Raw genomic sequence first — 22,420 nt, forward strand, 5'->3', positions numbered from 1 at the left:
ACACAATTCCGAACAGCGTGCCCGTCATCGTGCATCGCCTTCGATAAGCTGCTCAAATGTCTGGCTATATTGTGCCGTAATAACAGCGGGACTGAAATCTTCCGCGCGCTGTTTGCCTGCCGCCGCCAATCGCGCCGACAGTTTTCGGTCGGTCAATATCTTGATTATCCCTTCCGCTATCGCAGGCACATCGCCGACAGGTACGAGAATGCCGCTCTCTTGATCGGTAATTATCTCTGACGGGCCATGGGGGCAGATCGTCGAAAGGACGGGTGTTCCGCAGGCCATTGCCTCGACAAGAACATTGCCGAACCCTTCAAAAATCGACGACAGAACGAATAGGTCCGCGCTGGCAAAGATTTGATAAGGATTTTGCCTAAAACCGATAAGACGTACTGATGCTGACAAGTTCAGTTTGTCGATCAGAGCTTCCAGTTCCCCGCGCTTTTCTCCTTCGCCGATTATCCACAGCTCGGCATCGATTTCTTTTCGCACTAAAGCGAATGAACGAATGAGAACGTCGAAAGCCTTTTGGTAGTTCAAGCGACCGCAAGCGACGATCAACGGGCGTGAAGGCATGACTTCGGTCACGGGTTCTTCCGCCGCTTTTCGCAATCGATCATCCACGCCGATATTATAGATCACTTCCGTTTGGGGCAGCGCAGAAGGAGCGAAGGATCGAATATCGTCCTTAACCCCTTCAGATATGGCGATCACGTGATCAATCTTTGGCAATATGCGGCCGTAAAATCGCAGGAACATCTGCAACTTTCGGGGCTGATCGGAACCGTAGACGATCGTCGGAGGGGCCTGAACGCATCCGACGAGTACGGGACGGCGAGATAGCAATGGTCTCGCAAGAAAAACGGTCGCCATTGGAATGTCGAGGAAGGCGCACACTAGATCCGCATCAAGCCTTCTTAAAGCTTGTGCCATCTTGTGAATGAGGGACACCTTGGAGGGATTGTTCAGACTAACCAGTGTCACGTCATCGCGCAGCAAAGGCTCGTAGCTTCCGCCAGAGCGAAAGACGATGACGGATACTTCGAACGTTTTGCGGTCGAGGGTGTTTGCCAGTCGCAACAACTGCATTTCTGCGCCACCACCACCAAGCTGAAACGTCACGAAAGTCACGCGTTTGCGGCGAGAACTTTGATTTTCGGAAAGATCGATCATTGCGGTAAAGGTCGGCGGTGACGGCTCCGCGAAGCGGCGACCGCGCTTGGCGAATTTTGTTTCGTGGTCACAGGCTTCCGGGCGCCGACGGCAAGGGCAGCCAAATAAATGAGTATCAGTGCTGTCGCCTGCTGCATGAACGGAACGATGCTGTCGGTGCCTGGCTGAAAGTCGCTGAGGAAAAGCACATAGAAAGTGGTCACGAAAGGATCCGAATACCTTCTCAGATAGAGGCCGTGGACGCGTCGAAGCAAAAGACCATAGAGGGCGAACAGGACGATCACACCGGGCACGTTAAAATTCCAGTACGCTTCCGCAACGGCCCCGATCGGAACGGCAAATCCGTCACGTGTGGTGCCGAGGAACGTTTGGGCGAACAGGGAGCCTGCTCCGCGCGGCTTGTCTTCCCATAGCGGTCTCGGCACGAAGACGAAGATCGCGGCCAGATAAGTCCTTCCCAGAAGCGGTCCGTCGAGAACTTCATGGCCTTCCAGAACGATCGCAGAAGAACCGCTCAGATAGCGGCGCCCTTCCAGCTCCGTTTGCACTGCTTCGAAAACCTGATCGGCCCGAGCCGACATCAAGGCCTGCACCGCGGTGTCTCCAGTTTGTCCGGAACTCCTGATGATGGCGAGAGCGCCAAAGAGCGACAATCCGATGGGCAGAAGGAACACAGCCAGCCGTAAGGGCAACCTGCCGCTTCTCAACGCCCACACCAATCCCACCTTGGCCATCACAAGAATGGCCGACGAGCGGGATCCGTCGCTGATGAACTGCACCGCTACAACGCTGATGAGGAGAGCAATAAAGAACGGCGAGCGGACGTCTTTCGGCCGGATCGCAACCCACAGCATGAGGCATAATGTACTGGCATCGAACAATGCGACTACCGGTCCCAGTCCTTCGAGAGCGCGGGCGCGTCCACGAGAAAGGTCGGCAATGTGTGCCTGCAATCCGCCACGAAGCACGAGGAACACGATCAACCCACCGATAATGAGCAAAATGAAGGACACCGCTATCGTGCGTAAGGTTTGCTCATTCCAAATGTATCGAGCTTCGAAGGTCTCACCCTGCTTATTCGAAGCCAGGCGCCAACCGACAAACAAAGCCAGTAGAGAGAGAATCTGCAAGACGATAAATATACCTTCGCCCCACCACACATCCGCCCGGCTTGCCGCCGGAAGCGCGGCAAAAATAGGGGTCCGGACGGGGCCGCCAGTTAACCCGCCTAAATTGCTGAACAGCGTTTCGACGAGATAAGGCAGTTGAAGGAGAACCGGCCAGAGAACGACCGTAATGATCAAGGGGTGCAGAATGCCTTCTTTTCTATTGTTCAGGAAGAACAGGGGGCTGAGACGCAGAAGATCGAGACAAATTGACGCGAATGCCGTAAAAGCAAACGCAAGTCCGACCGAACTGTCCGCCCCGAACAGAGCCGCTTTCAGAAGTTTGAGAAGGTCCCCCGTAAGCAGGACATAGATTGCCAAGGCAATACGTATGCCGCCGAAATCACGGGAACCTTGCATCGCTCTGCGTTCCATCCTCAAAGACATTCGTGGTGCTCGGCAACCTGGCTCCCAACCGTGCGATTGCTCGAAACGTTTTCCTTGGTTCGCGGTACCTAAGGGTCATCGCGCCTACCGAACGCGGATGCGGTGAACTAGCCAAAGTGTCGCGGTAGGAAAAGACTTAAATAATTTGACCAGACCGTTTGCTGGTCGAAATGCTCGACCGCCCATCGACGCGCCGTCTCGCCTTCCGCATGTAAATCTTGGCGTCGCAAAATCATACTGCGTACCTGCCGTTCTACCGCTTTGATGTCTCCGTATGTGAACAAGTGACCTGAGATGCCGTCGCTGACGCTATCGCGCAGCCCCACGACGTCGAAGGCCACCGTCAGGACGCCGCTCGCTGCCGCTTCGATCGCGACGTTGCCGAACCCCTCGCGCGAACTTGGCATGAGATTCAGGTCGGCGAGCGCGAACCAGTCCTCTACATTGCTGCAAGCCGGTTGATGCCTGACCCTAGCATCATCTGCATCCTCCAACTCGGCGCGCAATGCATCGTCTTCAAAATTACCAACAAAAACGCAGACGACGTTGGGCAAATCGCGAAGCGCCCTCATAAGCTTCAAAGCCAGTCTCGTTCCTTTGTCGGGCGCGATGCGACCGACTACGACGATAACGAAACTATCTTCGGACAGACCGGCCTGCTGCCTAAGGGCCGCTTTCTCGGAAGGTTCACGGGGTTTGAACCGGCTCGTATCGACGCCATTGGACGAGCCATGGCCTGGCACAGCGTCTTCAGGCAGAATTTTTTTCGAAAGTCCGTCCTTCATGAAGGCCTCGTGTTGCGAGTGACTTATGAAAATCGTGCGATGAGCCGAGGCGAGTGCCAGCCGATCCAGCGTGACGAAGATCCAGCGTTTGAAACCGACGTAATTTTCGTAAGCTCGCCCGCGAATAAGCGCGACGCGATATTTCTGGCGGCCCATCGCACCCGCAATAGAACCGAGGAGCATGGCCTTGGGCGTCGAACAGACCACACTGTCGTAGCGATTGACCGTCAGAAAGAAGACAAGCTGAACGAGTGCTAATAAATCCCAGAATGGCCGCGGTTCGCGACGAAGGGCGATGGCAAAAACACGGCCCAAGTTCCGCCGCTTCAGTTCCGCAAGACCTTCTTTCGAACCCCCACAATAAAGGTCAAGCATGACCCCTTGATTCCTGAAGAACTCGAGCTGTCCACGGCCAAGTACGTTGAAAGCATATACGTCGGTCACGATCAAAGCCAGACGTGGTTGACCAGTCGATTTCGAGCCTGTTTTCTGTGGCATCACGAATGGGGAGCGATATTGGCGCTCAAATTCCTTACGTTCTCGGCGATTGCCCGGAAGACCCGATTGCGCCTATCATCGCAGCAGCAATCTGCTAGGGGCTCTCCTGGTCCCGACAAGCGCGACGATGTAAACGCAATATGGTGCTTTTGATAATCCTGCAACTGGTCCTGACCGGCGTAACCTTCGGTGCCTTGATCTGGCGTCCGGATTTGCTGCGGCCGATCATGTTGACCCTCGCTCTTGGTCTGGTCGGCATCTTCGGCTGGAATTCTGAGCTGTTCCGATTTGACGGGAGCCTCGAACAACTTGACGAGATTGGTCAAGAAAGCCTCACTCAGGACGAGGCTCTGGTCGAGGAATGCGATCGAATCCTCGGCATTGTCGATCAACTTGGCCTACTCGGCAGTATTTCCGATGACCAACTGCCCGTGAAATCCGATCTATGGGACCGCCTGCCGGCTAATGTGCAAGCAGCGATTACCAGATGCGCGGCAGTCAAATACAATGAAGGTCGCGAACTGCAGATCGACAGGCAGTGAGGTTCTTCATTTAGCGTCAATTGGGTTCAGTCTTCCCCGCTTCCAACTCCTTCTCGATTTCGGATCATATCAATAATGTCGCATGCGCAGATTAGTCTGATTGGCCTTGGTTACGTTGGCCTTCCTCTCGCGGTTGCCCTCGCGCGCTATTACTCGTGCCTCGGGTTCGACCTCGACCAGTCGCGGATCGACGAACTGAGACGGAACCACGATCGTACCGGGGAAATCGATAGCAAAAGGCTGGAAGCGTGCACGCTCGCATTGTCGAGCGACCCCGGTGATCTGCCCGCTTCGGACTTCTTCATAGTCACCGTGCCGACACCAATCGATGCCGAACGGAAGCCGGACCTTTCGATCGTAGAGGCGGCAAGCCGGACTGTCGGAAGCGCTATCGCGCGATCCGCCGAGCAGGGCAAGAAGCCCATCGTGATCTACGAAAGCACTGTCTATCCCGGGGTTACGGAAGAAATTTGCGTACCGTTGCTCGAAGAAATGTCGGGCCTGAAATGGAAATCGGACTTCTTCGTCGCTTACAGTCCTGAGCGAATCAATCCCGGCGATCGAGAGCATACCGTCGACAAGATTACCAAGGTCGTGTCCGGGGATACTCCCGAAACGCTCGAGAAGGTCGCAGCGCTCTACGATGCCGTTACATCCGGCGGGGTGTTTCGGGCAGCGTCGATCAAGACGGCCGAAGCCGCCAAGGTAATCGAGAACGCGCAGCGCGATATCAACATCGCCTTCATGAACGAGATTGCCCTTATTTTCGGGGAACTCGACTTGTCTGTTTGGGATGTTCTGGAAGCGGCTCGTACGAAATGGAACTTCCTGCCGTTTGCCCCGGGACTGGTCGGAGGCCACTGTATCGGCGTCGATCCGTATTACCTAGCTCATCGCGCCAGCGAACTGGGCATGGATCCGAAGGTCATTCTGGCCGGCCGCAACGTGAATGATGCAATGGCCATGTCAATTGCCCGGCGGCTTAATGACAAACTTAATGGCGAAACAAGTTCGATCCTCGTGCTCGGTCTGACTTTCAAAGAGAACGTACCCGATCTCCGCAATAGCAAGGTGGCCGACCTTGTAGCGGAATTGAAGAAATTCGGACATTCTGTAACCGTCCATGACCCCCTTGCAAACAGTGAGGAAGCAAGGGATGAATATGGCATCACGCTGGACCCGGACGCTTTCGGCAGCTCCTACGACATGGTCCTGCTGGCCGTCCCGCATGAAGAGTATATCGACATGGGGGTCGAAACCTTCGACGCGCTTTTGAAACCGGGGGGCGTTCTCGCCGATCTGAAAAATGCGTTGTCCGAACCTGCCGCATGGACACTTTGATAACGGGTTTCTAAAGCCTTCATCCTGTAAGATGGCTCATTCGAATTCTCGATAGCTGACAACAAGGAAGTGCATTGCCCCAAAGCAATTACCGCCGAAATCGCGTACTCGTCACCGGAGGCGCGGGCTTCCTGGGATCGCATCTGATCGACCGGCTGCTCGACCGCGGCAGCGAAGTGCTCTGCGTCGACAATCTGTTCACCGGCGACAAGAGCAACATCGATCACCTTGCAGGCAATCCCCGCTTCGAATTCATGCGGCACGACGTCTGCCTGCCGCTGTTTGTCGAGGTGGATGCGATCTACAATCTTGCCTGCCCCGCTTCGCCGATCCATTATCAGCACGATCCGGTCCAGACGACCAAGACGAGCGTGCATGGCGCGATCAACATGCTGGGCCTCGCCAAACGGCTGCGCGTGCCGATCTTTCAGGCCTCCACGAGCGAAGTCTATGGCGATCCCAGCGTCCATCCGCAGCCGGAAAGCTACTGGGGCAACGTCAATCCCATCGGCATCCGTTCCTGCTACGACGAAGGCAAGCGCTGCGCGGAAACCCTGTTTTTCGATTATCACCGGCAGCACGGCCTCGATGTAAAGGTCGCGCGCATCTTCAATACCTATGGCCCGCGCATGAATGCGGCCGACGGACGGGTCGTATCGAACTTCATCGTGCAGGCTTTGCAGGGCGAGGATATCACGATCTACGGCGACGGTTCGCAGACGCGCAGCTTCTGTTACGTCGACGACCTGGTCGACGGGTTCCTGCGGTTCATGGACGCGGGCGACGACGTCCACGGGCCGATCAACATCGGCAATCCGAACGAGTTCACGATTCGCCAGCTGGCCGAAAAGGTCATCGAGAAGGTTGGTGGATCGTCGAAACTGATCGAGAAACCGCTGCCTCAGGACGATCCGATGCAGCGCAAGCCAGATATTTCGAAAGCGCGCGAACTGCTCAACTGGCAGCCGACGGTGGAACTCGACGAAGGGCTCGACCGGACGATCGCCTATTTCCGCAAAGTCGTCGCCGGATAGCGCGAGAGCGGTTGTGCGAAAGGTTCTCGTCACCGGCACGGCCGGCTTCGTCGGATTTCATCTTGCCAGATTGCTTCTGGCAGAGGGCTTCGCCGTCGTCGGTTACGACGGCCTGACTGACTATTACGACGTACGACTGAAGGAGCGGCGGCACCGCATGCTGCTCCAAAACCAGCATTTCTCGGCCCGCACTGCGATGCTGGAAGATTTCGAAACCTTGCGCGAACTGGCGCTTGCCGAGGAACCGGACGTCATCGTTCACTTGGCGGCGCAGGCGGGGGTGCGGTACAGCCTCGAAAACCCGCGCGCCTATATCGACGCCAATATCGTCGGCACGTTCAACGTAATGGAATCCGCGCGCGAGCTTCAAGTCGATCATCTGCTCATGGCTTCGACCAGCTCGGTCTATGGCGCGAACGAGGACATGCCGTTCAACGAGCGCGAGAAGGTCGATACGCCGCTTACGATCTATGCCGCCACGAAGCGGGCGAACGAAGCGATGGCGCATAGCTATGCGCATTTGTGGGACCTGCCGACGACGATGTTCCGGTTCTTCACCGTCTATGGTCCGTGGGGGCGGCCGGACATGGCGCTTTTCAAATTCACGAAGGGTATCCTCGAAGGCCATCCGATCGACATCTACAACAATGGCGAGATGTTTCGCGACTTCACCTATGTCGAGGATCTGGTTCGCGCCATTCGGCTGCTCATCGACGTCCCGCCCGAGCGGCCTGCCAGCCGCGACGAGATTGCCGCAAATGACAGCCTTTCCCCTGCCGCACCTTATCGCGTGGTCAATATCGGCAACAGCGACAGGGTCAAGCTCACCGACTATATCGACGCCATCGAGGAAGCGGTCGGGAAGAAGGCGATCCGGAACCTGATGCCGATGCAGACGGGCGACGTCCCGGCAACCTGGGCGGATACGAGCTTGCTGAACGATCTTACCGGCTTTCGCCCGAAAACCGATTACCGCGACGGCATCGCCCGCTTCGTCGCGTGGTATCGGGATTATTACGACGTATAGTCGTCACGCTGTGGCGAGGAGTTCGACGATCCTTTGGGCGGCCCGGCCGTCGCCGAACGGACTGACGGCTCGCGCCATCGCAGCATAGGCCGAACGGTCATCCAGCAAGCGGTTCGTTTCCGCCACGATCCGTTGCGTATCGGTTCCTACGAGGATTGCGCCCCCTGCCTCGATCGCTTCGGGCCGTTCGGTGGTTTCACGCAATACGAGAACGGGCGTACCGAGGGCGGGCGCTTCCTCCTGCACCCCTCCGCTGTCCGATAGCATCAGGTCGCATGCGTCGAGCAATCGGCAGAAGTCTGGGTAATCCAGCGGCTCCAGCAAGGCGACGTTCTCGCATGGAGAAAGCCGCTCCCTCACGATGCCGCGCACATTGGGGTTCGGGTGGACAGGAAAGAGAATGCCGACATCCGGGCGATGGGCGAGTTGCCCGACGGCCTCGACGACCCGAACTATGCCCTCTGCGAAACTTTCGCGCCGATGGCAGGTCACGCCGATGTGGCGGCGACCGGCGAAGCGTTGTAGCGCCTCGCGGAACGCATCGGACGAACCGCCCCGGCCAGCCAATCGGTCTTGCGTCCAATAGAGTGCGTCGATGACGGTGTTGCCGGTCAGGTGAATGGTCTGGTGCGGGACATTTTCCGATCGCAGGGCGTCCGCCGCGCGCCGGGTAGGGCAGCAATGTATGGTAGCAAGCCGTGTGATGATCGAACGGTTCGCTTCTTCGGGCCACGGGTGGGCCAGACTCCCGCTTCTGAGCCCAGCCTCGACATGGACGATTGCGATCTTTCGATAATGCGCGGCGAGCGCGGATACCATCGCTGTCGTCGTATCGCCCTGAACGACGACAAGGTCGGGCTTTTCTTCGTCGAGAACATGACCGACACAGGTCAGCAGCGTCGCAGTAAGTTCGTCCAGCGACTGGTCGTCCGTCATCACGTCACAGTCGTGATGCGGTCTAATCTTCGCAAATTCGAGCACTTGATCGAGCAATCCACGATGCTGCCCGGTGACGCATATGCACGAGGTAAAGCGCGCATCGCCTTCCAGTGCGTGGAGGATCGGGAACAGCTTGATCGCTTCGGGTCGCGTGCCGAAAATCGTCAATATCTTGCGAACCCGGCCCATTCAGTCGCGGCGTAAAACAGGTTCGCCGGAAAGTCTCTCGCTATTTCAGAAGCTTCAATTGCCCGGATCGACCTGCGGTCCGATCGGGGGCGGCGTCTCATCCACCTCGCCCTCGACGGGCTGTTCGCGTTCCCGCTCGAGGCGCTCCATATATTCGCGCTCGATCTGCTCGACGCGTTCCTGCTCGGCGGCAGCATCCTCGTCGATCGTCGAAAGGCGTTCCTCGCGCGCTTCCTGAATGAGCTGTCCCATTCGTACGCCCGGCGCATTCGCCCGATCCTCGTAAGCGGCGCGGATCAGTTGCTGGGTGCAGCCGGTCAAACCGCCGGCCCCAGCCGGAGAGCAGGACATGATCCCGAAATCGCCGACCGTTTCCAGCCGCTCCACACGCTCTGCCCAGCTCATATTGGCAGGATCGTCGCTATGACGCAGAGCTTTGGGAATGCGGTAGGGTTCTTCGAGAACGCCGCAAACGGTAATCACATCTTCGGTCGAAGCAGGGCATTCCTCGCCCTCCGTAATATAGACCTGATTGACAGCGTAATCCTCGTCCTGCGCTGCAACCGGCGCTGCAAGGCAGGCGGCGAGAATGGCGGTCGGGGCGATGAGACGTTTCATATTGCGTTCCAGTCGGCAGTTTTCGGGCGCGCAGGGCGGATGTGTCGTTCATACACCGCGATGCGCTGAACTGCCAATGAAGCGGTTCGGCGGGCCTTCCGGTTCCCGATGGATCGGATCAGATGCGCTCGGATATCTTGATCGCGGCCTTGCAGCCGAGGCGGATCAAACCCGAGAGGACGGGATAGGCCGTCGCCTGTTCCGCACCGCTGGCGATAGCGGTGTCATGATGTTCGCGTTCTTCCTCGCGGAAACGCTCGATCATGGCGGCGAGTTCGGGGTCGTCGCCGTCTTTCTCCAAGGCTTCGAGCTGATCGGAATAGTGCTTGTCGATCTCGGTTTCGACCGCGGCAGTACAGGCCATGGCCGCCTTCGGTCCCATCAGAGCGGTCGCCGCGCCCAAAGCGTAACCTGCGACGTTCCAGAACGGCTGCAAGGCAGTCGGTCTTACGCCGCGACGCGCGATAAGCGCATCGAACTCCGCGCGATGGACAGCCTCCTGCGCTGCCATGTGACGAATTTCCGCGCTGTCTGGCGCCCGGTCGCCCATCACAGCCAGTTGCCCTTCATAGATGCGGGTCGCGCCGAACTCGCCAGCCTGATCGACCCTGATCATCCGGTCCGTTCGCGTTTTCCTCATCGTGTTCTGCCTTTCGCCAGCAGGACGAATACGGCCAGTCCTGCGATCCCGGAGACGATGAAATTCCATCCCGCAAGAGAAACGCCCAGGAAATGCCAAGGTGCCCGGTCGCAGCGAATGAGCGGAGCGCTGGTGATGGCGTCCATGGCGCTCGTACCGGGTTCGCGAACCAAGGCCCCCGAACAACCGGTAATCCCCTCCCACCAGCCATACTCGACCCCGGCATGAAAGCCGCCGATCAGCCCCGAGGTGAGAATGCCCCCTGCCGCGAGCGAGATCCACAGGCGTTTGGGCGCGAGAACGTAGCTGAGCAGTGCGAAGAGAATGGCTGCGAAATGCGGATAACGCTGCCACCAGCACATCTCGCAAGGATAAAGGCCGAAGCCGTATTGCGAAATGTAGGCGCCCGCGATCAGCAGCGCAGGGACGCCCAGCGCGATCTGCCGCGCCAGACGCACTTGCGGAGTTACATCACCAGGGACGCCAATCTTGGCCATAAAGCTTCGGAACTACTGCAGACCTGTTACTTGCGATGCGCCACGGCGTTCGTGTTCGTACGGCGGAGCGTCTTCAACGCGTAATCGAGCTGGAAATCCTCGATTCCCTGCTCTTTCAGCTCTTCCGAGGTAAGCTGGAAGCGCGGATCGTCGAGCGTATCCACTTCGAGTTCCTCGTCCTTGATGCCGAGCTCGTTGATGAGATGGCCGCGCAGGTCCGATTCGCGCATCGAATATTTGGCGCGCAGGGCGAAGTCCGGATCGCTGAGTTGCGGAACCGCGATATCCGGTTTGATGCCGCCTTCCTGCACCGAATGACCCGATGGCGTGTAGTAGCGCGCGGTCGTCAGCTTGAGAGCGGAGTCGCGGCTCAGCGGAAGCAGCGACTGCACGCTGCCCTTGCCGAAGCTGCGCTGACCCATGACGACCGCCCGGCGGTGATCCTGCAACGCGCCTGCCACGATTTCCGAAGCGGAAGCGGAACCGGCATCGATCAGCACGATCATCGGAACGTCGCCGGCAATGTCGCCGCGAAACACGGTTTCCGCGTCGTAGAGGATCGTCTCGCCGCGTGCGCGTCCGCGCTGCGACACGATGCGTCCCTTGTCGAGGAACAGATCGGACAGGGCGACGGCTTCGTCGAGCGATCCGCCGGGATTGGAACGCAGGTCGAGGATCAGGCCACCGACTCGCCCGGCTGCCTCGGCCTGGATGCTTTTCCAGGCGGCGTAGACATCGCTGCCGACATCGCGCGAGAATTCATTGATGGTGATGACGCCGATATTGCCGCTTTCGAGCGAATAAGTCACCGGCTCCAGTTCGATGACACCGCGCGTCACATTGACTTCGAACGGCTCGTCGCGTCCGGGGCGGAAGACCGTCAGTTCGATCGAGGTCCCCGCCTGTCCACGCATCATGTTGACCGCTTCATCCAAGTCCCGGCCATAGATCAGTTCGCCGTCCAGATGAGTGATGTAATCGCCTGCCTTCAATCCGGCTTCGTCCGCGGGGCTGCCGCGGAAGGGCGAAATGATCTTCACGGCGCCGTCTTCCTGGACGACCGACAGACCGAGACCGGAGTAATTGCCGTCAATAAGCGTATTGATCCGTTCGAGATCCGATCCGTCGAGATAGGCAGAGTGAGGATCGAGCGATGCGAGCATTCCGTCGATCGCGCCGCGGATCAGCTTTTCGTCGTCGACATCCTCGACATAACTGGCCTTGATCCGCTCATAGGTGGCAAACAGTTTCGCGAACTCCGCACCCGCTCGCCCGTCAACCTGCGCCATCACCGAAGTCGTGGCGGGGATAAGGGTAAGGGCCGTGGCGAGAGCCGCCGCCGTCAATGCCGGGCGAACTGCTGCAGATTTCATAACGCGATATACTCCTGGAGTAACTTCGTCACACTATCGCTCATTACCCCTTAATACCAGATGACAACGCCCCGCGCCCCATTCAAGGACAAGCGGCGGCGCAGACTTAATCCGCGACATAATCCAGCGGGTCGACGGGTTTGCCGGCGCGGCGCAACTCGAGCAGCACTTCCGGTTCGGCGGCAGAAGCGCGGCCGATGGGGCCTCCGCTGGCGAGCAGATCGCCGATGGCAACGTCGAGGCTTTCGAGACCGGTAACGAGACTGGTCCAGCCTGCGCCATGCTCGATGATCGCGATCCGGCCATAGCCGCGGTATGGTCCGGCAAAGACGACCCTGCCTGCCGCCGGGGCGACGACCTGTGCTTCTGCAGCGGGTTCGAGGACGATGCCCGACCGGCGCAAGCCGCCCCGCCCGCGTTCGCCGAATTCGCCAGTAACCCTTCCCACGACCGGCAAGCGATAGGCGCGCGGACCTGCGGTCGCAGCCGCCTCGATTCGCGATGCGCCGCTCCCCTTCATCGACGCGGCAATGCGCTGCGTCGTGGGGTCAGCGGGTCGCATGATCGGACCAGAGAGCCGCGCCAGTTCGGCTTCCTCCTCCCCGGCCCGGTCGAGCCGGGCGATAAGACCGTCGAGACTGCTTGCTTGTTCGGCAAAACGCGCCGCCTTCTCCGCTTCCAGTTGCGCATCGCCAAACGCACGTTCTGAGGCCAGGCGCTGCCGCCGGGTGGACGCAATGAGTTGTGCACGCCGCCGTGCCAGCACGGTCTCGTTCTTTGCGAGTGCGGCCAAAGTCTGCACCGATTCGCGAGACAATTGGCGTACACGCTCGCGCTGGTCGCGCAGGCTTGTCGTCTTTTCGCGAATGGCGGGAATTGTCTGGTCGAGCACAGCACGCAGATAAACCGTCTCGCGCAACGAGCCTGGTTGAAGCGCGGACAGCGCGAGCGGCCGGGCCGTCAGTCGCTGCAAGGCGGCGGTCAGCTGCACGACAGGCTCGCGCTTGTCGCCCAGTTGCCGCTCCAGCGTGCGGCGCTCCTTGCGGATAAGGTTCAGCCGGGAGCGCGCCGATGCAAGGCTCGCCTCGACCGTCTGGATCTGCGCTGCCAGCAGGGCCACTTCGCTCTGCGCTTTCTCCGCTGCAAACTCTGCATCTTCCGCTTGCCGGAGAAGCTCCTGTTCTCTTTCCCTTGCAACCCGCGCGCGATCCTGCGCGGCGGCGTATTGCTGTCGTGCCTCGCGCAAGCTTTGGGTCGTGGACAAGCCGCTATCTGACCGATCGTCCTGCGCACCCAGCGGGTTGCGAGCGAAAACGAGCAACGCGGCGCAGACCGTTGTGGCAAGTATCACGGACATGGTGGGCGACGGGCGGGACATGGCGCTCCTATGCCCCATTATCCGCTGCGATGGTAGGGATGGCCGGCAAGGATCGTCGTCGCGCGGTAGATCTGCTCGGCGAGCATCGCGCGCACCATCAGATGCGGCCAGGTCGCCTTGCCGAACGAAATGAGCATATAGGCGTCGGAACGGTCCTCAGCCGAATGGCCGTCGGCCGCTCCGATCATGAAGCGCGTCTCGCGAATGCCGTCCTCTCGCCAGCGCCCCAACAAATCCGCCAGCTCTTCGGACGAGAGGTTCTTACCCCTCTCGTCGAGCAGTATAGTTCGACACGGCGTCAGCGCTTCAGGAATGCGCCCGCCCGTTTCCGGCAGTTCGGTCACACGCAGCGCATCGCCGAGGCGTTTTTCGTAGCGCTCGACAAGTTCACGTTCCGGCGAGCGGCCGATTTTGCCGCGCGCAATGATGTGAAAGAGGATTGCCGCCTCCCGAACGCAGGCGCGTCAGGCCGAGCCGGCAGCTACCGGAGGAGCGTCGCCAAAGGCCCACATCCGCTCTAGGTTGTAGAAGCTGCGCACTTCGGGCCGGAACAGGTGCACGACCACATCGCCTGCATCGACGAGCACCCAGTCGGCTGCCGGCAAGCCTTCGATCCGCACCGGGCCGAGGCCCGCCTGCTTGATCGTCTCGCTCAGCTTCTGTGCGATTGCGGCGACCTGCCGGGTCGATCGACCCGACGCGATCACCATGTGGTCGGCAATGGAGGATTTGCCCTCGAGCGGGATCGAAACGACTTCCTGCGCCTGGTTTTCGTCCAGTTGCGACATGACCAGCTCGTGCAAGGCATCGTCGCGCTGCGTCGCCGGGTTCGTTCCGTTCTGACCGGCCTTGGCCGGATCGGTATGCGCCTCTGTCATGGGCGGAAATTCTACTCCTCGTTAGGTTCGCTTACGAACATGTAATGGCGCGGATCGCGTTTTACGAGAGCTTATCGGGCGCAACCAGCTTGTGCGTCAGTGTATCGCGCACCGGGCGATTCGCAAAATCATTCTCCCAGTCGGGATTGGCAGCGCGCAGTTTCGTGGCCGACCGCTCGTCGGGATCGAAGCGCAGGATGAGGAGCGCCGGCGGGGCAAGCGAAGCGAGGTCGGCATCTCGCGAAACGCGAAAGCGGCGGAGCCACAGCATCGCCGGACTGCGCATCGCCGCGAGATTGTAGCCGGGTCGCGCGATCACGGCGATCGGCATCGTGCGAGCGATCACACGCCACTGCCGCCAGCGATGGAACTGTGCAAGATTGTCCGACCCCATCAACCAGACGAAGTTGCGCTTCGGATAACGTCGCTTAAGCGCGCGTAGCGTATCGACCGTATAGCGTGTTCCCAGATCACGTTCGATCGCTGTCGGCCTGATCGGGGCACGCCGCGCCTGGGCTTTCGCCGAAGTGAGCCGAGAGGCGAGGTCCGCCATGCCTTCCCGCGGTTTCAGCGGGTTGCCGGGCGAGACGAGCCACCACACCTCGCCCAGCATCAGTGCCTTCATCGCAAACAGGGATATGCGGCGATGCCCGCCATGCGCAGGATTGAAGCTGCCCCCGAGCAATCCGATCCGGTTCGTGCGCGATCGCTTCAAGAACGCGTCTGGCCGCTGCCGCGAACCTGCCATTTGTAGGTCGTGAGCCCCTCCAACGCGACTGGGCCACGCGCATGGAGCCTCCCCGTCGCGATGCCGATCTCAGCCCCAAGGCCGAACTCGCCGCCATCGGCGAACTGGCTCGACGCATTCGCCATAACGATTGCCGAATCGACTTCGGAAAGAAACCTCTCCGTCACGTTTTCATCCGTAGCGATAACCGCATCGGTGTGCCCGGAACTGTGACGTGCGATGTGCCCCAACGCCGCATCAAGACCATCGACGATCGCGATCGAGAGCTTGGGCGCGAGATATTCGGTGTCCCAGTCTTCTTCATTCGCCTCTTCGATACGCGGGTCGAGAGCCCTTGCCCGCCCGTCCCCAACAAGTTCGCAACCGCTGTCGGCCAAAGCCGTGCACAATTCAGCCGCTGCGGGATATGCGGAATCGATAAGGAGCGTTTCCATGGCTCCGCAAATGCCCGGTCTGCGCATCTTCGCATTGACGGCCACCTGCTTCGCGGTCTCCGGATCGGCGGAGCGATCGACATAGGTGTGACAAATACCATCGAGATGGGCGAGCACGGGGACGCGGGCATCGCGCTGTACTCGCTCGACAAGGCTCTTGCCCCCGCGCGGTACGATCATGTCGATCAGCCCACTGGCCTGCAACATCGCCCCGACGGCGGCCCGGTCCTGCGTCGGGACGAGCTGGACGATTTGTCGCGGAATTCCTGCTTTCTCGAGCCCCTCGCCGAAGGCTTGCATCAAGGCGCGGTTGGAATGGACGGCCTCGCTGCCTCCGCGTAGGATGGCAGCATTGCCCGACTTGAAGCACAGCGCCGCCGCGTCGATCGTGACGTTGGGGCGGCTCTCGTAGATGATGCCGATGACGCCGATCGGAATGCGGACGCGGCTGAGTTCGAGCCCGTTGGGGCGGTCGTCGCGGGAAATCACTTCGCCGACGGGATCGGGAAGCTGCGCAACGTTCTCGAGCGCTCCGGCGATACCCTCCAAACGCCCTTCGTCGAGTGCCAGTCTGTCGAGCATTGCCTCGGCAAGACCGCCATCCCGCCCGCTTGCCAAATCTTTTGCATTGGCGGACAGGATCGCTTCGCCGGACGCTCGCAACACGTTGGCAATTTCACGCAGAGCAGCGGACTTCGCCGCGTCGTCGAGCAAAGCGACTTCGCGCTGCGCCTCGCGAGCGTCGCGAGCCATCTGAGCGATGCAGTCGGATGTCGATCGTGTGGTCTCGCCGGTCATTCTTCGATCTTTCCTGTTGGCCAGCCCTCGAACGATGTCGCGAAAGGCGTATTTTCGAACCTTCGATTTGTCCGATCGCAAAATGGTTCCCGAGAAAATTGCATATCTTGGCAATAATTCATCAGTTCATCCCGCCGATGGTTCCGTTCATCCCTTTGAAACCGCCTCGGCATCGATTCTGTTAACTTTCGCCCCTACCAAATGGCCCGGGTCGGAAACAACCAGGCGGGGTCGCTTTGGCTAACAAAAGCAATGCTACGGGTTTGTCGAACCGGATCAAAGGATATTTTCCTGACCGGGAATTCTTCATGCGCTCGCAAGGGCAGGTGCGGTTTATCACCGTAACCTCGCGAATGCAGATGATCGCCGCGGCGCTTGTCGCACTGGCACTTATCGGCTGGGCGCTGACGATGGCAGTGATGACTTGGACGCAGTACCGCGCGCAGTCCGACCTTGCCTTGCTGAATGCCCGCGAGGCTCGCGTCGCCACGGCGCAGGAACGGGTGGAGGCCTATCGCGACGACATCGGCAAGGTCGCCTCCGATCTCGAACAGCGGCAGAAATTCATCGAGGAAATGGTCCCCACCCTGCCCTCGGACATCGTCACCGAATCTCAGCTTACCGATTCGGCTAGCGAAGCGGAAAAGACCGTCTCCAAGGTGAGCGCCGTCCTGCCGGAAGCAGCTGCTCTTGCGCGGATCGAAGCACGGCAACTGGTCTTCGTCGAGAAGCTCACCCGCTACGCCGATTATCGCGCCAGCCGCGCGGAAGAAGCGCTCATCAAGCTCGGGCTCGATCCTTCCTCTGTCCTTCGCAAGGCCGAGCGGGAGGCCATGGGTGGTCCTTTGGAGCAACTCGCGACCAGCGATGACGGATCGCTCGATCCCCGCTTCGAACGGATGGGTCTCAGCCTGGCGCGCATGACTGCGCTAGAGCGAGTTCTGGACGGCGTTCCGCAGGTTCTTCCCGCCAGTATCGATTCGATCACGTCGGGCTTCGGTTTCCGCCGCGACCCCTTCAAGGGAACGGGCGCCATGCACAAGGGCCTCGATTTCCGCGGCCGCATCGGCACGCCGATCCACTCCGCCGCTGCCGGCAAGGTGACTTTCGTCGGTCGCAAGGGCGGTTACGGAAAAGTCGTCGAGGTCACGCACGGCAACGGTCTGATGACGCGCTATGCCCATATGTCCCGCTTTTCGGCCAAGGTCGGGCAGCGTGTCGCTGCCGGCGACGTGATTGGCGCGATCGGCAATACCGGCCGCTCCACCGGGCCGCATCTTCATTTCGAGGTCCGGATCAACAACCGGGCCGTCAATCCCCGCCCATTCCTGGAGACCGCTCCCAATGTTCTCGAAGAAATCCGATCCTTCCCCGGCACCGGCGAGCGTACCGATGGCTAAGAACAATTCCGGCAACGGCCGCTCGACCTTCAGCGTCATCGGCTCCGACATCGTCATCACCGGCGACATCGCGGCATCTGCCGATCTGCATATCGATGGGAAGGTCGAAGGCGACATTGCCTGCTCCTCGCTCGTGCAGGGCGAAACCAGCGTCATCCACGGTAATGTCAAGGCGGACCGTGCACGCCTGTCCGGCACGGTCAACGGATCGATCGCCGCCAAAGAGCTCGTCGTTCTCCAGACCGCGCGCATAACCGGTGACGTCCAGTATGACGCGCTGACCATCGAGCAAGGAGCTCAGGTCGAGGGCCGGTTCGCACCCAAGATGGACAAGCCGGCAGCCAAGCAGGCGCAGCAGGTCGGCGCGAACGACGAACCCAAGCTCGCCGTCGCCCGGTAACGACGGGTCAGGAACGACAAGTCAGTACAGCACCTCGGCACGCAACGCCTTGCGGTCCAGCTTGCCGATCATCGTTTTCGGCAGTTCGTCGCGAATCACGAGTTTCTCGAGCCGCTCGTGCTTGCCGAGCCGGGCGTTCGCCCAATCCTTCAGTGTCTCGGCATCGGCCGAACGGTCGTTCAACGTCACATAGGCGTGAACGCATTCGCCGCGATAATCGTCGGGCGCACCGATGACGAGCGCCTCCTTGATGGCGGGGTTATCGAGCAGGACGTCCTCTACCTGGCTCGGAAAGACCTTGAACCCGCCGACCGCAATCATGTCCTTGATCCGATCGACGATCTCGATGAACCCGTCGGCATCGACGGTTGCGACATCGCCGGTCCTTAGCCATGCCTTGCCGAAATGCTGGGCGAAGGTGGCGGCCTGCGTATCCGGCCGGTTCCAGTAGCCCTTCATTATCTGCGGCCCTGCCAGCGCGAGTTCGCCCGGTTCGTCCGTTCCGACGAGGCGCGTCGGGTCTTCCTTGTCGAGAAGGATGGCCTGCGTGCCCGGTACGAGCTGTCCGATCGTCCCCGGCTTGCGAGCCGCCGTGTAGGGATTGACGGAGACGACGCCGCTGCTTTCCGTGAGGCCGTAGCCCTCGACGATGCGAACGCCCGTTTTCTCCTCGAACGCCTTCTGAACGGGGGCCGGCATTGGCGCCCCGCCGGAGATGCAGATCTTCATCGAGGAACAGTCGGTTTTGGCGAAATCCTGGTGATCGAGCAGCGCTTGATACATGGTCGGAACGCCGGGAAACGCCGTCGGCTTGGCCTTGGCGATGGTGGCCAACACCTGATCCGGCTCGAAGCGCGGCAGCATGACGATCGTTCCGCCGCGCAGAATCGTGCGATTGAGAACGCAGGTATTGGCGAATACGTGGAACAGCGGCAAAGCTCCGAGCACGCGATCGGGCTCGCTCCGGTCGAACGGATCGATGGCGTTCACCTGCTGCGCGTTGAAGGCGAGATTGCCATGCGTGAGCATCGCCCCCTTCGGCCTTCCGGTCGTACCGCCGGTATATTGAAGGAGCGCGAGATCGTCCGCATGGGCGGCAACAGGCGGGCTGATCTCGTCCTTCAGAAAATCGGACCAGTCGACGACATCCGACCGGCGCGGGCTCTTCGCAATCTTGCCGCGTCCCAATATCTTGAGCGCAACACGCTTCGATAGCGGCAGCATGGCACCGAGCTTGCCGACCACCAGCGTTTCCAGCGCCGAGCCGCCCAACACCTTAAGGGCGGTCGGCAAAAGGCTTGCCACGTCCAGCGTGACGAGGAGGCGCGTCCCGGAATCCTCGACCTGATGGGACAGTTCGTCCACGGTATAGAGCGGCGAGAAATTGACGACCACCGCGCCGGCCATCATCGCTCCGTAGTAGGCGGCGACATAGATCGGCACGTTCGGCAGGAACAGGCCGACCCGGTCGCCGGGCGCAATACCGTGCGCCTTCAGCCCGGCGGCGAACCGGGCGGCCTCTTCATACAGGTCGCGATAGGAATAGTTCGCACCGAGGAACGCGGCGAGCGTCCGGTCGGGGTGCGTGGCCGAGGCCTTCGCAAACGCCTCGATCAGCGCCATCTTTTCGAGCGGCACATCCCAGGGCCGGGGATGATGATAGGGCGCACGCGCCGCCTGCTCGGTTGCGGGGAAGGCGACGGCTTCTCTATTGACATCCATGTCAGCTGAGATGCCGCCTCACCCCCGAAAGAGCAAGCAGTTTTGCCCGCCCTGTCCCACGGTGCGAACACCACCGCGGGAAGCGAAAGCGGCTACTCGCTGTCTTCGGATGCCCGCTTGTTCTCGAGCCATGCGGCGGCTTCGGCTTCCTGGGCAGCTTCCGCCGCTTCCTTCACCGCAGCCTCGCGCTCCGCCCGAAGTTCCTCGATCAGCCGCTCGCGATCGCTTACATTGTCCGAGGATGCAGCTGCCGCCGCTTCCTGATCGATGCCCGCCTTCTTCGCCGCCTTCGAGACGACCGCGTCGAGTTCGCGCTGCGAACACAGGCCGAGCGTCACGGGATCCTTCGGCTGGATGTTCTGCATGTTCCAGTGCGAACGGTCGCGGATCGCGTTGATCGTGTTGCGCGTCGTGCCGATCAGCTTGGAAATCTGCGCGTCGCTCATCTCGGGATGATTGCGCAGGAGCCAAGCGATCCCGTCGGGCTTGTCCTGCCGCTTCGACACCGGCGTATAGCGCGGTCCCTTGGTGCGATTGACCGCGACCGGAGCGCGTTGCATCTTCAGCGCATAGGAGGAATCCGCCTCGCCCTTGGCGATCTCGTCCTGCGTCAGTTCGCCTGCATGAAGAGGATCGCGCCCGGTATATTTGCTGCCCGCGAGGTCATCGGCCATCGCCTGCACTTCCAGAATGTGCAGCCCGCAAAACGCCGCAATCTGCTGAAAGCTGAGGCCGGTGTGGTCGACCAGCCAGGTAGCGGTCGCGTGGGGCATGAGGGGTTTCGCTTGATCGGCCATGTCGGTTCTCTTCTTGCCCCTCGACACATCGGGAAGGGCATCTTGTCGTGGGTTCGGTATTCCGAAACAGAAGGGCCGCCCCTCTCGAGACGGCCATTGCGGGCGTCTGTTTAGGCCCGAACGCCGCAAACGGCAAGCATGTTCAGCGCGAGGCGACGCGCAGCACGATCTTCCCGATATGCTCGCCTGCCTCCATCCGGGCGTGGGCGTCCGCCGCGCGTTCGAGCGGAAAGATTTCGTCCATCACCGGCCGGATGCGACCGTTTTCGAACAAGGGCCAGGCATTCTCCGCAATCTCGTCCGCCAGCAGGGCTTTGAAGTTGTCGGACCGGGCGCGCAGCGTCGAACCGGTCAGGGTCAGCCGCTTCGTCATGACCTGCGCCATGTTGATTTCCGCCTTCGGCCCGCCGAGCACGGCAATCGTCACGTGCCGCCCTTCCGTTTTCAGACAGGCGATATTGCGCGCAACATAATCGCCCGATACCATGTCGAGCACAACGTCGACGCCTTTGCCGTGGGTGAAGGACTTGATCTCCTCGACGAAGTCCAGCTCCTTGTAATTGATGGCGAGATCGGCCCCGACCCGCCGGGCGGCCTCGCATTTCTCGTCGCTGCCCGCTGTCGTTACGACGGTCAGATCAAACGCCTTGCCGAGCATGATCGCCATGGTTCCGATGCCGCTCGTTCCGCCGTGAACGAGCAGCGTCTCGCCTGCTTTCGCCCAACCCCGCTCGAAAACATTGTGCCAGACGGTAAACAGCGTTTCGGGGAGAGCGGCCGCTTCTTCCAGCGCCATCTTCCGCGGCAGCGTCAGGCAGTGCCGCGCATGGGCAGTGCAATACTCGGCGTAACCTCCGCCGGTCACGAGCGCGCAGACCTGTTGTCCGAGCATTTCACGTGGAACATTGCTGCCAAGCGCGACGACCTCGCCCGAAATTTCGAGTCCGGGGATCGGCGAAGCACCGCGCGGCGGCGGATAAAGACCTTGGCGCTGGATGACGTCCGGGCGATTTACCCCCGCATAGGCGACACGGACCAGAACTTCGTCTTCGGACGGTTCCGGCACGTCGATGGTTTCGGGTTTCAGAACGTCCGCGCCGCCGGGTTCGTCGAAACCGACTGCCGTCATCGTCGCGGGCACGCCAGCCTGCCTCCTGTCATCGGACTTGCCAGCCATACCCTACTGCCCCGTAACCTTGCCGCTTGTTGCAAGAGCGGCACACTGTTCGATTTGCGATCTTCCTAGCCAAGTGACTTATTGACAGCAAGCACGGGCGCAAGCGATGTTGCGCTTCAGGAACGAGGCAAGCGGCATGGACGACGATCTTCCCCGCCCGAAAGACGATGCGGCCGCGCGGCTCGCAGGCGAAGACCTCGGGCCGCTTTCGCAGGCCGAACTTGCCGAGCGGATTGATCTGCTCAAAGCCGAAATCGCACGGGTCGAACAGCATCGCGACAAGGCCGCTTCCCACAGGCAGGCGGCAGACGCCCTGTTCGGCCGACGAACGTGAGCGGCGGTTCTTCTTGAACGCCCTCGCGCCTTGCGGACTCAAAATCGCGCCGGGCGTGCCTATATCCGCTCCATATACAGTATTGGCTAAGGTTCTTGCGCTAACCTGTAGCTCGACTGTTCCCCTTCCTTCCCTACGAAGA

At 60.4% G+C, this 22,420-nt stretch carries 23 protein-coding genes; 7 read left to right on the forward strand and 16 right to left on the reverse strand.

Features of this window, described 5'->3' with window-relative positions; all coding sequences use genetic code 11:
• Positions 1-24: 24 nt before the first annotated feature.
• From GRI38_RS12185 to GRI38_RS12195, 3 genes are all read right to left on the reverse strand, one after another.
• Complete coding sequence (locus GRI38_RS12185) at positions 25-1,176, reverse strand: glycosyltransferase (protein ID WP_160684452.1); 1,152 nt, start codon at positions 1,174-1,176, stop codon at positions 25-27.
• On the reverse strand, positions 1,173-2,702 hold the full coding sequence (locus GRI38_RS12190) for an O-antigen polymerase (protein WP_160684455.1): 1,530 nt from the start codon (positions 2,700-2,702) through the stop codon (positions 1,173-1,175). The genes GRI38_RS12185 and GRI38_RS12190 overlap by 4 nt, the downstream gene beginning before the upstream one ends.
• Before the next feature lie 134 nt (positions 2,703-2,836).
• Positions 2,837-4,012 (reverse strand): glycosyltransferase, encoded by a 1,176-nt coding sequence (locus tag GRI38_RS12195; RefSeq protein ID WP_237487536.1) that lies wholly within the window; start codon positions 4,010-4,012, stop codon positions 2,837-2,839.
• A 140-nt stretch (positions 4,013-4,152) separates the two neighbouring features.
• Between GRI38_RS12195 and GRI38_RS12200 the strand changes: the two genes are divergently transcribed.
• From GRI38_RS12200 to GRI38_RS12215, 4 genes are all read left to right on the forward strand, one after another.
• Complete coding sequence (locus tag GRI38_RS12200) at positions 4,153-4,554, forward strand: hypothetical protein (protein ID WP_160684461.1); 402 nt, start codon at positions 4,153-4,155, stop codon at positions 4,552-4,554.
• Positions 4,555-4,629: 75 nt separating this feature from the next.
• A complete protein-coding gene (locus GRI38_RS12205; RefSeq protein WP_160684464.1) occupies positions 4,630-5,895 on the forward strand; it encodes a nucleotide sugar dehydrogenase in 1,266 nt (421 codons plus the stop codon).
• A 74-nt stretch (positions 5,896-5,969) separates the two neighbouring features.
• Positions 5,970-6,929 carry a UDP-glucuronic acid decarboxylase family protein gene (locus tag GRI38_RS12210; RefSeq protein ID WP_160684467.1) on the forward strand — a complete coding sequence of 320 codons (960 nt, stop codon included), beginning with the start codon at positions 5,970-5,972 and terminating at the stop codon, positions 6,927-6,929.
• 13 nt (positions 6,930-6,942) lie between these two features.
• Positions 6,943-7,956 carry an NAD-dependent epimerase/dehydratase family protein gene (locus GRI38_RS12215; RefSeq protein WP_160684470.1) on the forward strand — a complete coding sequence of 338 codons (1,014 nt, stop codon included), beginning with the start codon at positions 6,943-6,945 and terminating at the stop codon, positions 7,954-7,956.
• Positions 7,957-7,959: 3 nt separating this feature from the next.
• Here GRI38_RS12215 and wecB read toward each other — a convergent pair whose 3' ends face one another.
• The 10 genes from wecB to GRI38_RS12265 all read right to left on the reverse strand — a co-directional run bounded on the left by wecB (position 7,960) and on the right by GRI38_RS12265 (position 16,472).
• Positions 7,960-9,084 (reverse strand): non-hydrolyzing UDP-N-acetylglucosamine 2-epimerase, encoded by a 1,125-nt coding sequence (gene wecB, locus GRI38_RS12220; protein WP_160684473.1) that lies wholly within the window; start codon positions 9,082-9,084, stop codon positions 7,960-7,962.
• 54 nt (positions 9,085-9,138) lie between these two features.
• Positions 9,139-9,702, reverse strand: coding sequence for a hypothetical protein (locus GRI38_RS12225; RefSeq protein ID WP_160684476.1), 564 nt, complete (start codon positions 9,700-9,702; stop codon positions 9,139-9,141).
• A gap of 118 nt (positions 9,703-9,820) precedes the next feature.
• The gene (locus GRI38_RS12230; RefSeq protein ID WP_160684479.1) at positions 9,821-10,342 is read right to left on the reverse strand and encodes a demethoxyubiquinone hydroxylase family protein; all 522 of its coding nucleotides are present in this window, start codon (positions 10,340-10,342) and stop codon (positions 9,821-9,823) included.
• Complete coding sequence (locus GRI38_RS12235; protein WP_160684482.1) at positions 10,339-10,839, reverse strand: disulfide bond formation protein B; 501 nt, start codon at positions 10,837-10,839, stop codon at positions 10,339-10,341. The genes GRI38_RS12230 and GRI38_RS12235 overlap by 4 nt, the downstream gene beginning before the upstream one ends.
• A gap of 26 nt (positions 10,840-10,865) precedes the next feature.
• Entirely contained in the window at positions 10,866-12,212 is a 1,347-nt protein-coding gene (locus GRI38_RS12240; protein ID WP_160684485.1) for a S41 family peptidase, read from the reverse strand.
• Positions 12,213-12,318: 106 nt separating this feature from the next.
• Positions 12,319-13,590, reverse strand: coding sequence for a murein hydrolase activator EnvC family protein (locus GRI38_RS12245; RefSeq protein ID WP_160684488.1), 1,272 nt, complete (start codon positions 13,588-13,590; stop codon positions 12,319-12,321).
• A gap of 17 nt (positions 13,591-13,607) precedes the next feature.
• Positions 13,608-14,030 carry a 23S rRNA (pseudouridine(1915)-N(3))-methyltransferase RlmH gene (locus GRI38_RS12250; RefSeq protein ID WP_160684869.1) on the reverse strand — a complete coding sequence of 141 codons (423 nt, stop codon included), beginning with the start codon at positions 14,028-14,030 and terminating at the stop codon, positions 13,608-13,610.
• A gap of 24 nt (positions 14,031-14,054) precedes the next feature.
• Positions 14,055-14,468 (reverse strand): ribosome silencing factor, encoded by a 414-nt coding sequence (gene rsfS, locus GRI38_RS12255; RefSeq protein WP_160684492.1) that lies wholly within the window; start codon positions 14,466-14,468, stop codon positions 14,055-14,057.
• A gap of 61 nt (positions 14,469-14,529) precedes the next feature.
• Entirely contained in the window at positions 14,530-15,216 is a 687-nt protein-coding gene (locus GRI38_RS12260; RefSeq protein ID WP_160684495.1) for a nicotinate-nucleotide adenylyltransferase, read from the reverse strand.
• Positions 15,180-16,472, reverse strand: coding sequence for a glutamate-5-semialdehyde dehydrogenase (locus GRI38_RS12265; protein ID WP_272916450.1), 1,293 nt, complete (start codon positions 16,470-16,472; stop codon positions 15,180-15,182). The genes GRI38_RS12260 and GRI38_RS12265 overlap by 37 nt, the downstream gene beginning before the upstream one ends.
• Before the next feature lie 284 nt (positions 16,473-16,756).
• Here GRI38_RS12265 and GRI38_RS12270 point away from each other — a divergent pair, with 284 nt between their 5' ends.
• Together GRI38_RS12270 and GRI38_RS12275 are read left to right on the forward strand one after the other, a co-directional pair.
• Positions 16,757-17,848: a M23 family metallopeptidase gene (locus GRI38_RS12270; RefSeq protein WP_160684872.1), complete on the forward strand. Its 1,092-nt coding sequence runs from the start codon at positions 16,757-16,759 to the stop codon at positions 17,846-17,848.
• A complete protein-coding gene (locus tag GRI38_RS12275) occupies positions 17,841-18,248 on the forward strand; it encodes a bactofilin family protein (protein WP_160684501.1) in 408 nt (135 codons plus the stop codon). Before GRI38_RS12270 ends, GRI38_RS12275 begins: the two co-directional genes overlap by 8 nt.
• 21 nt (positions 18,249-18,269) lie before the next feature.
• On the opposite strand, the gene GRI38_RS12280 is transcribed toward GRI38_RS12275, so the two are convergent.
• From GRI38_RS12280 to GRI38_RS12290, 3 genes are all read right to left on the reverse strand, one after another.
• Positions 18,270-19,970: a long-chain-fatty-acid--CoA ligase gene (locus GRI38_RS12280; RefSeq protein WP_160684504.1), complete on the reverse strand. Its 1,701-nt coding sequence runs from the start codon at positions 19,968-19,970 to the stop codon at positions 18,270-18,272.
• Positions 19,971-20,062: 92 nt separating this feature from the next.
• Positions 20,063-20,767, reverse strand: a complete 705-nt coding sequence (locus tag GRI38_RS12285; RefSeq protein WP_160684507.1) for a DUF1013 domain-containing protein — start codon at positions 20,765-20,767, stop codon at positions 20,063-20,065.
• 142 nt (positions 20,768-20,909) lie between these two features.
• On the reverse strand, positions 20,910-21,944 hold the full coding sequence (locus tag GRI38_RS12290) for an NAD(P)H-quinone oxidoreductase (protein WP_237487537.1): 1,035 nt from the start codon (positions 21,942-21,944) through the stop codon (positions 20,910-20,912).
• Positions 21,945-22,080: 136 nt separating this feature from the next.
• On the opposite strand from GRI38_RS12290, the gene GRI38_RS12295 reads away from it, so the two are divergent.
• Positions 22,081-22,278, forward strand: a complete 198-nt coding sequence (locus GRI38_RS12295; RefSeq protein WP_160684510.1) for a DUF1192 domain-containing protein — start codon at positions 22,081-22,083, stop codon at positions 22,276-22,278.
• Positions 22,279-22,420 lie beyond the last annotated feature (142 nt).

Source organism: Parapontixanthobacter aurantiacus (assembly GCF_009827635.1).
GTDB lineage: Bacteria > Pseudomonadota > Alphaproteobacteria > Sphingomonadales > Sphingomonadaceae > Parapontixanthobacter > Parapontixanthobacter aurantiacus.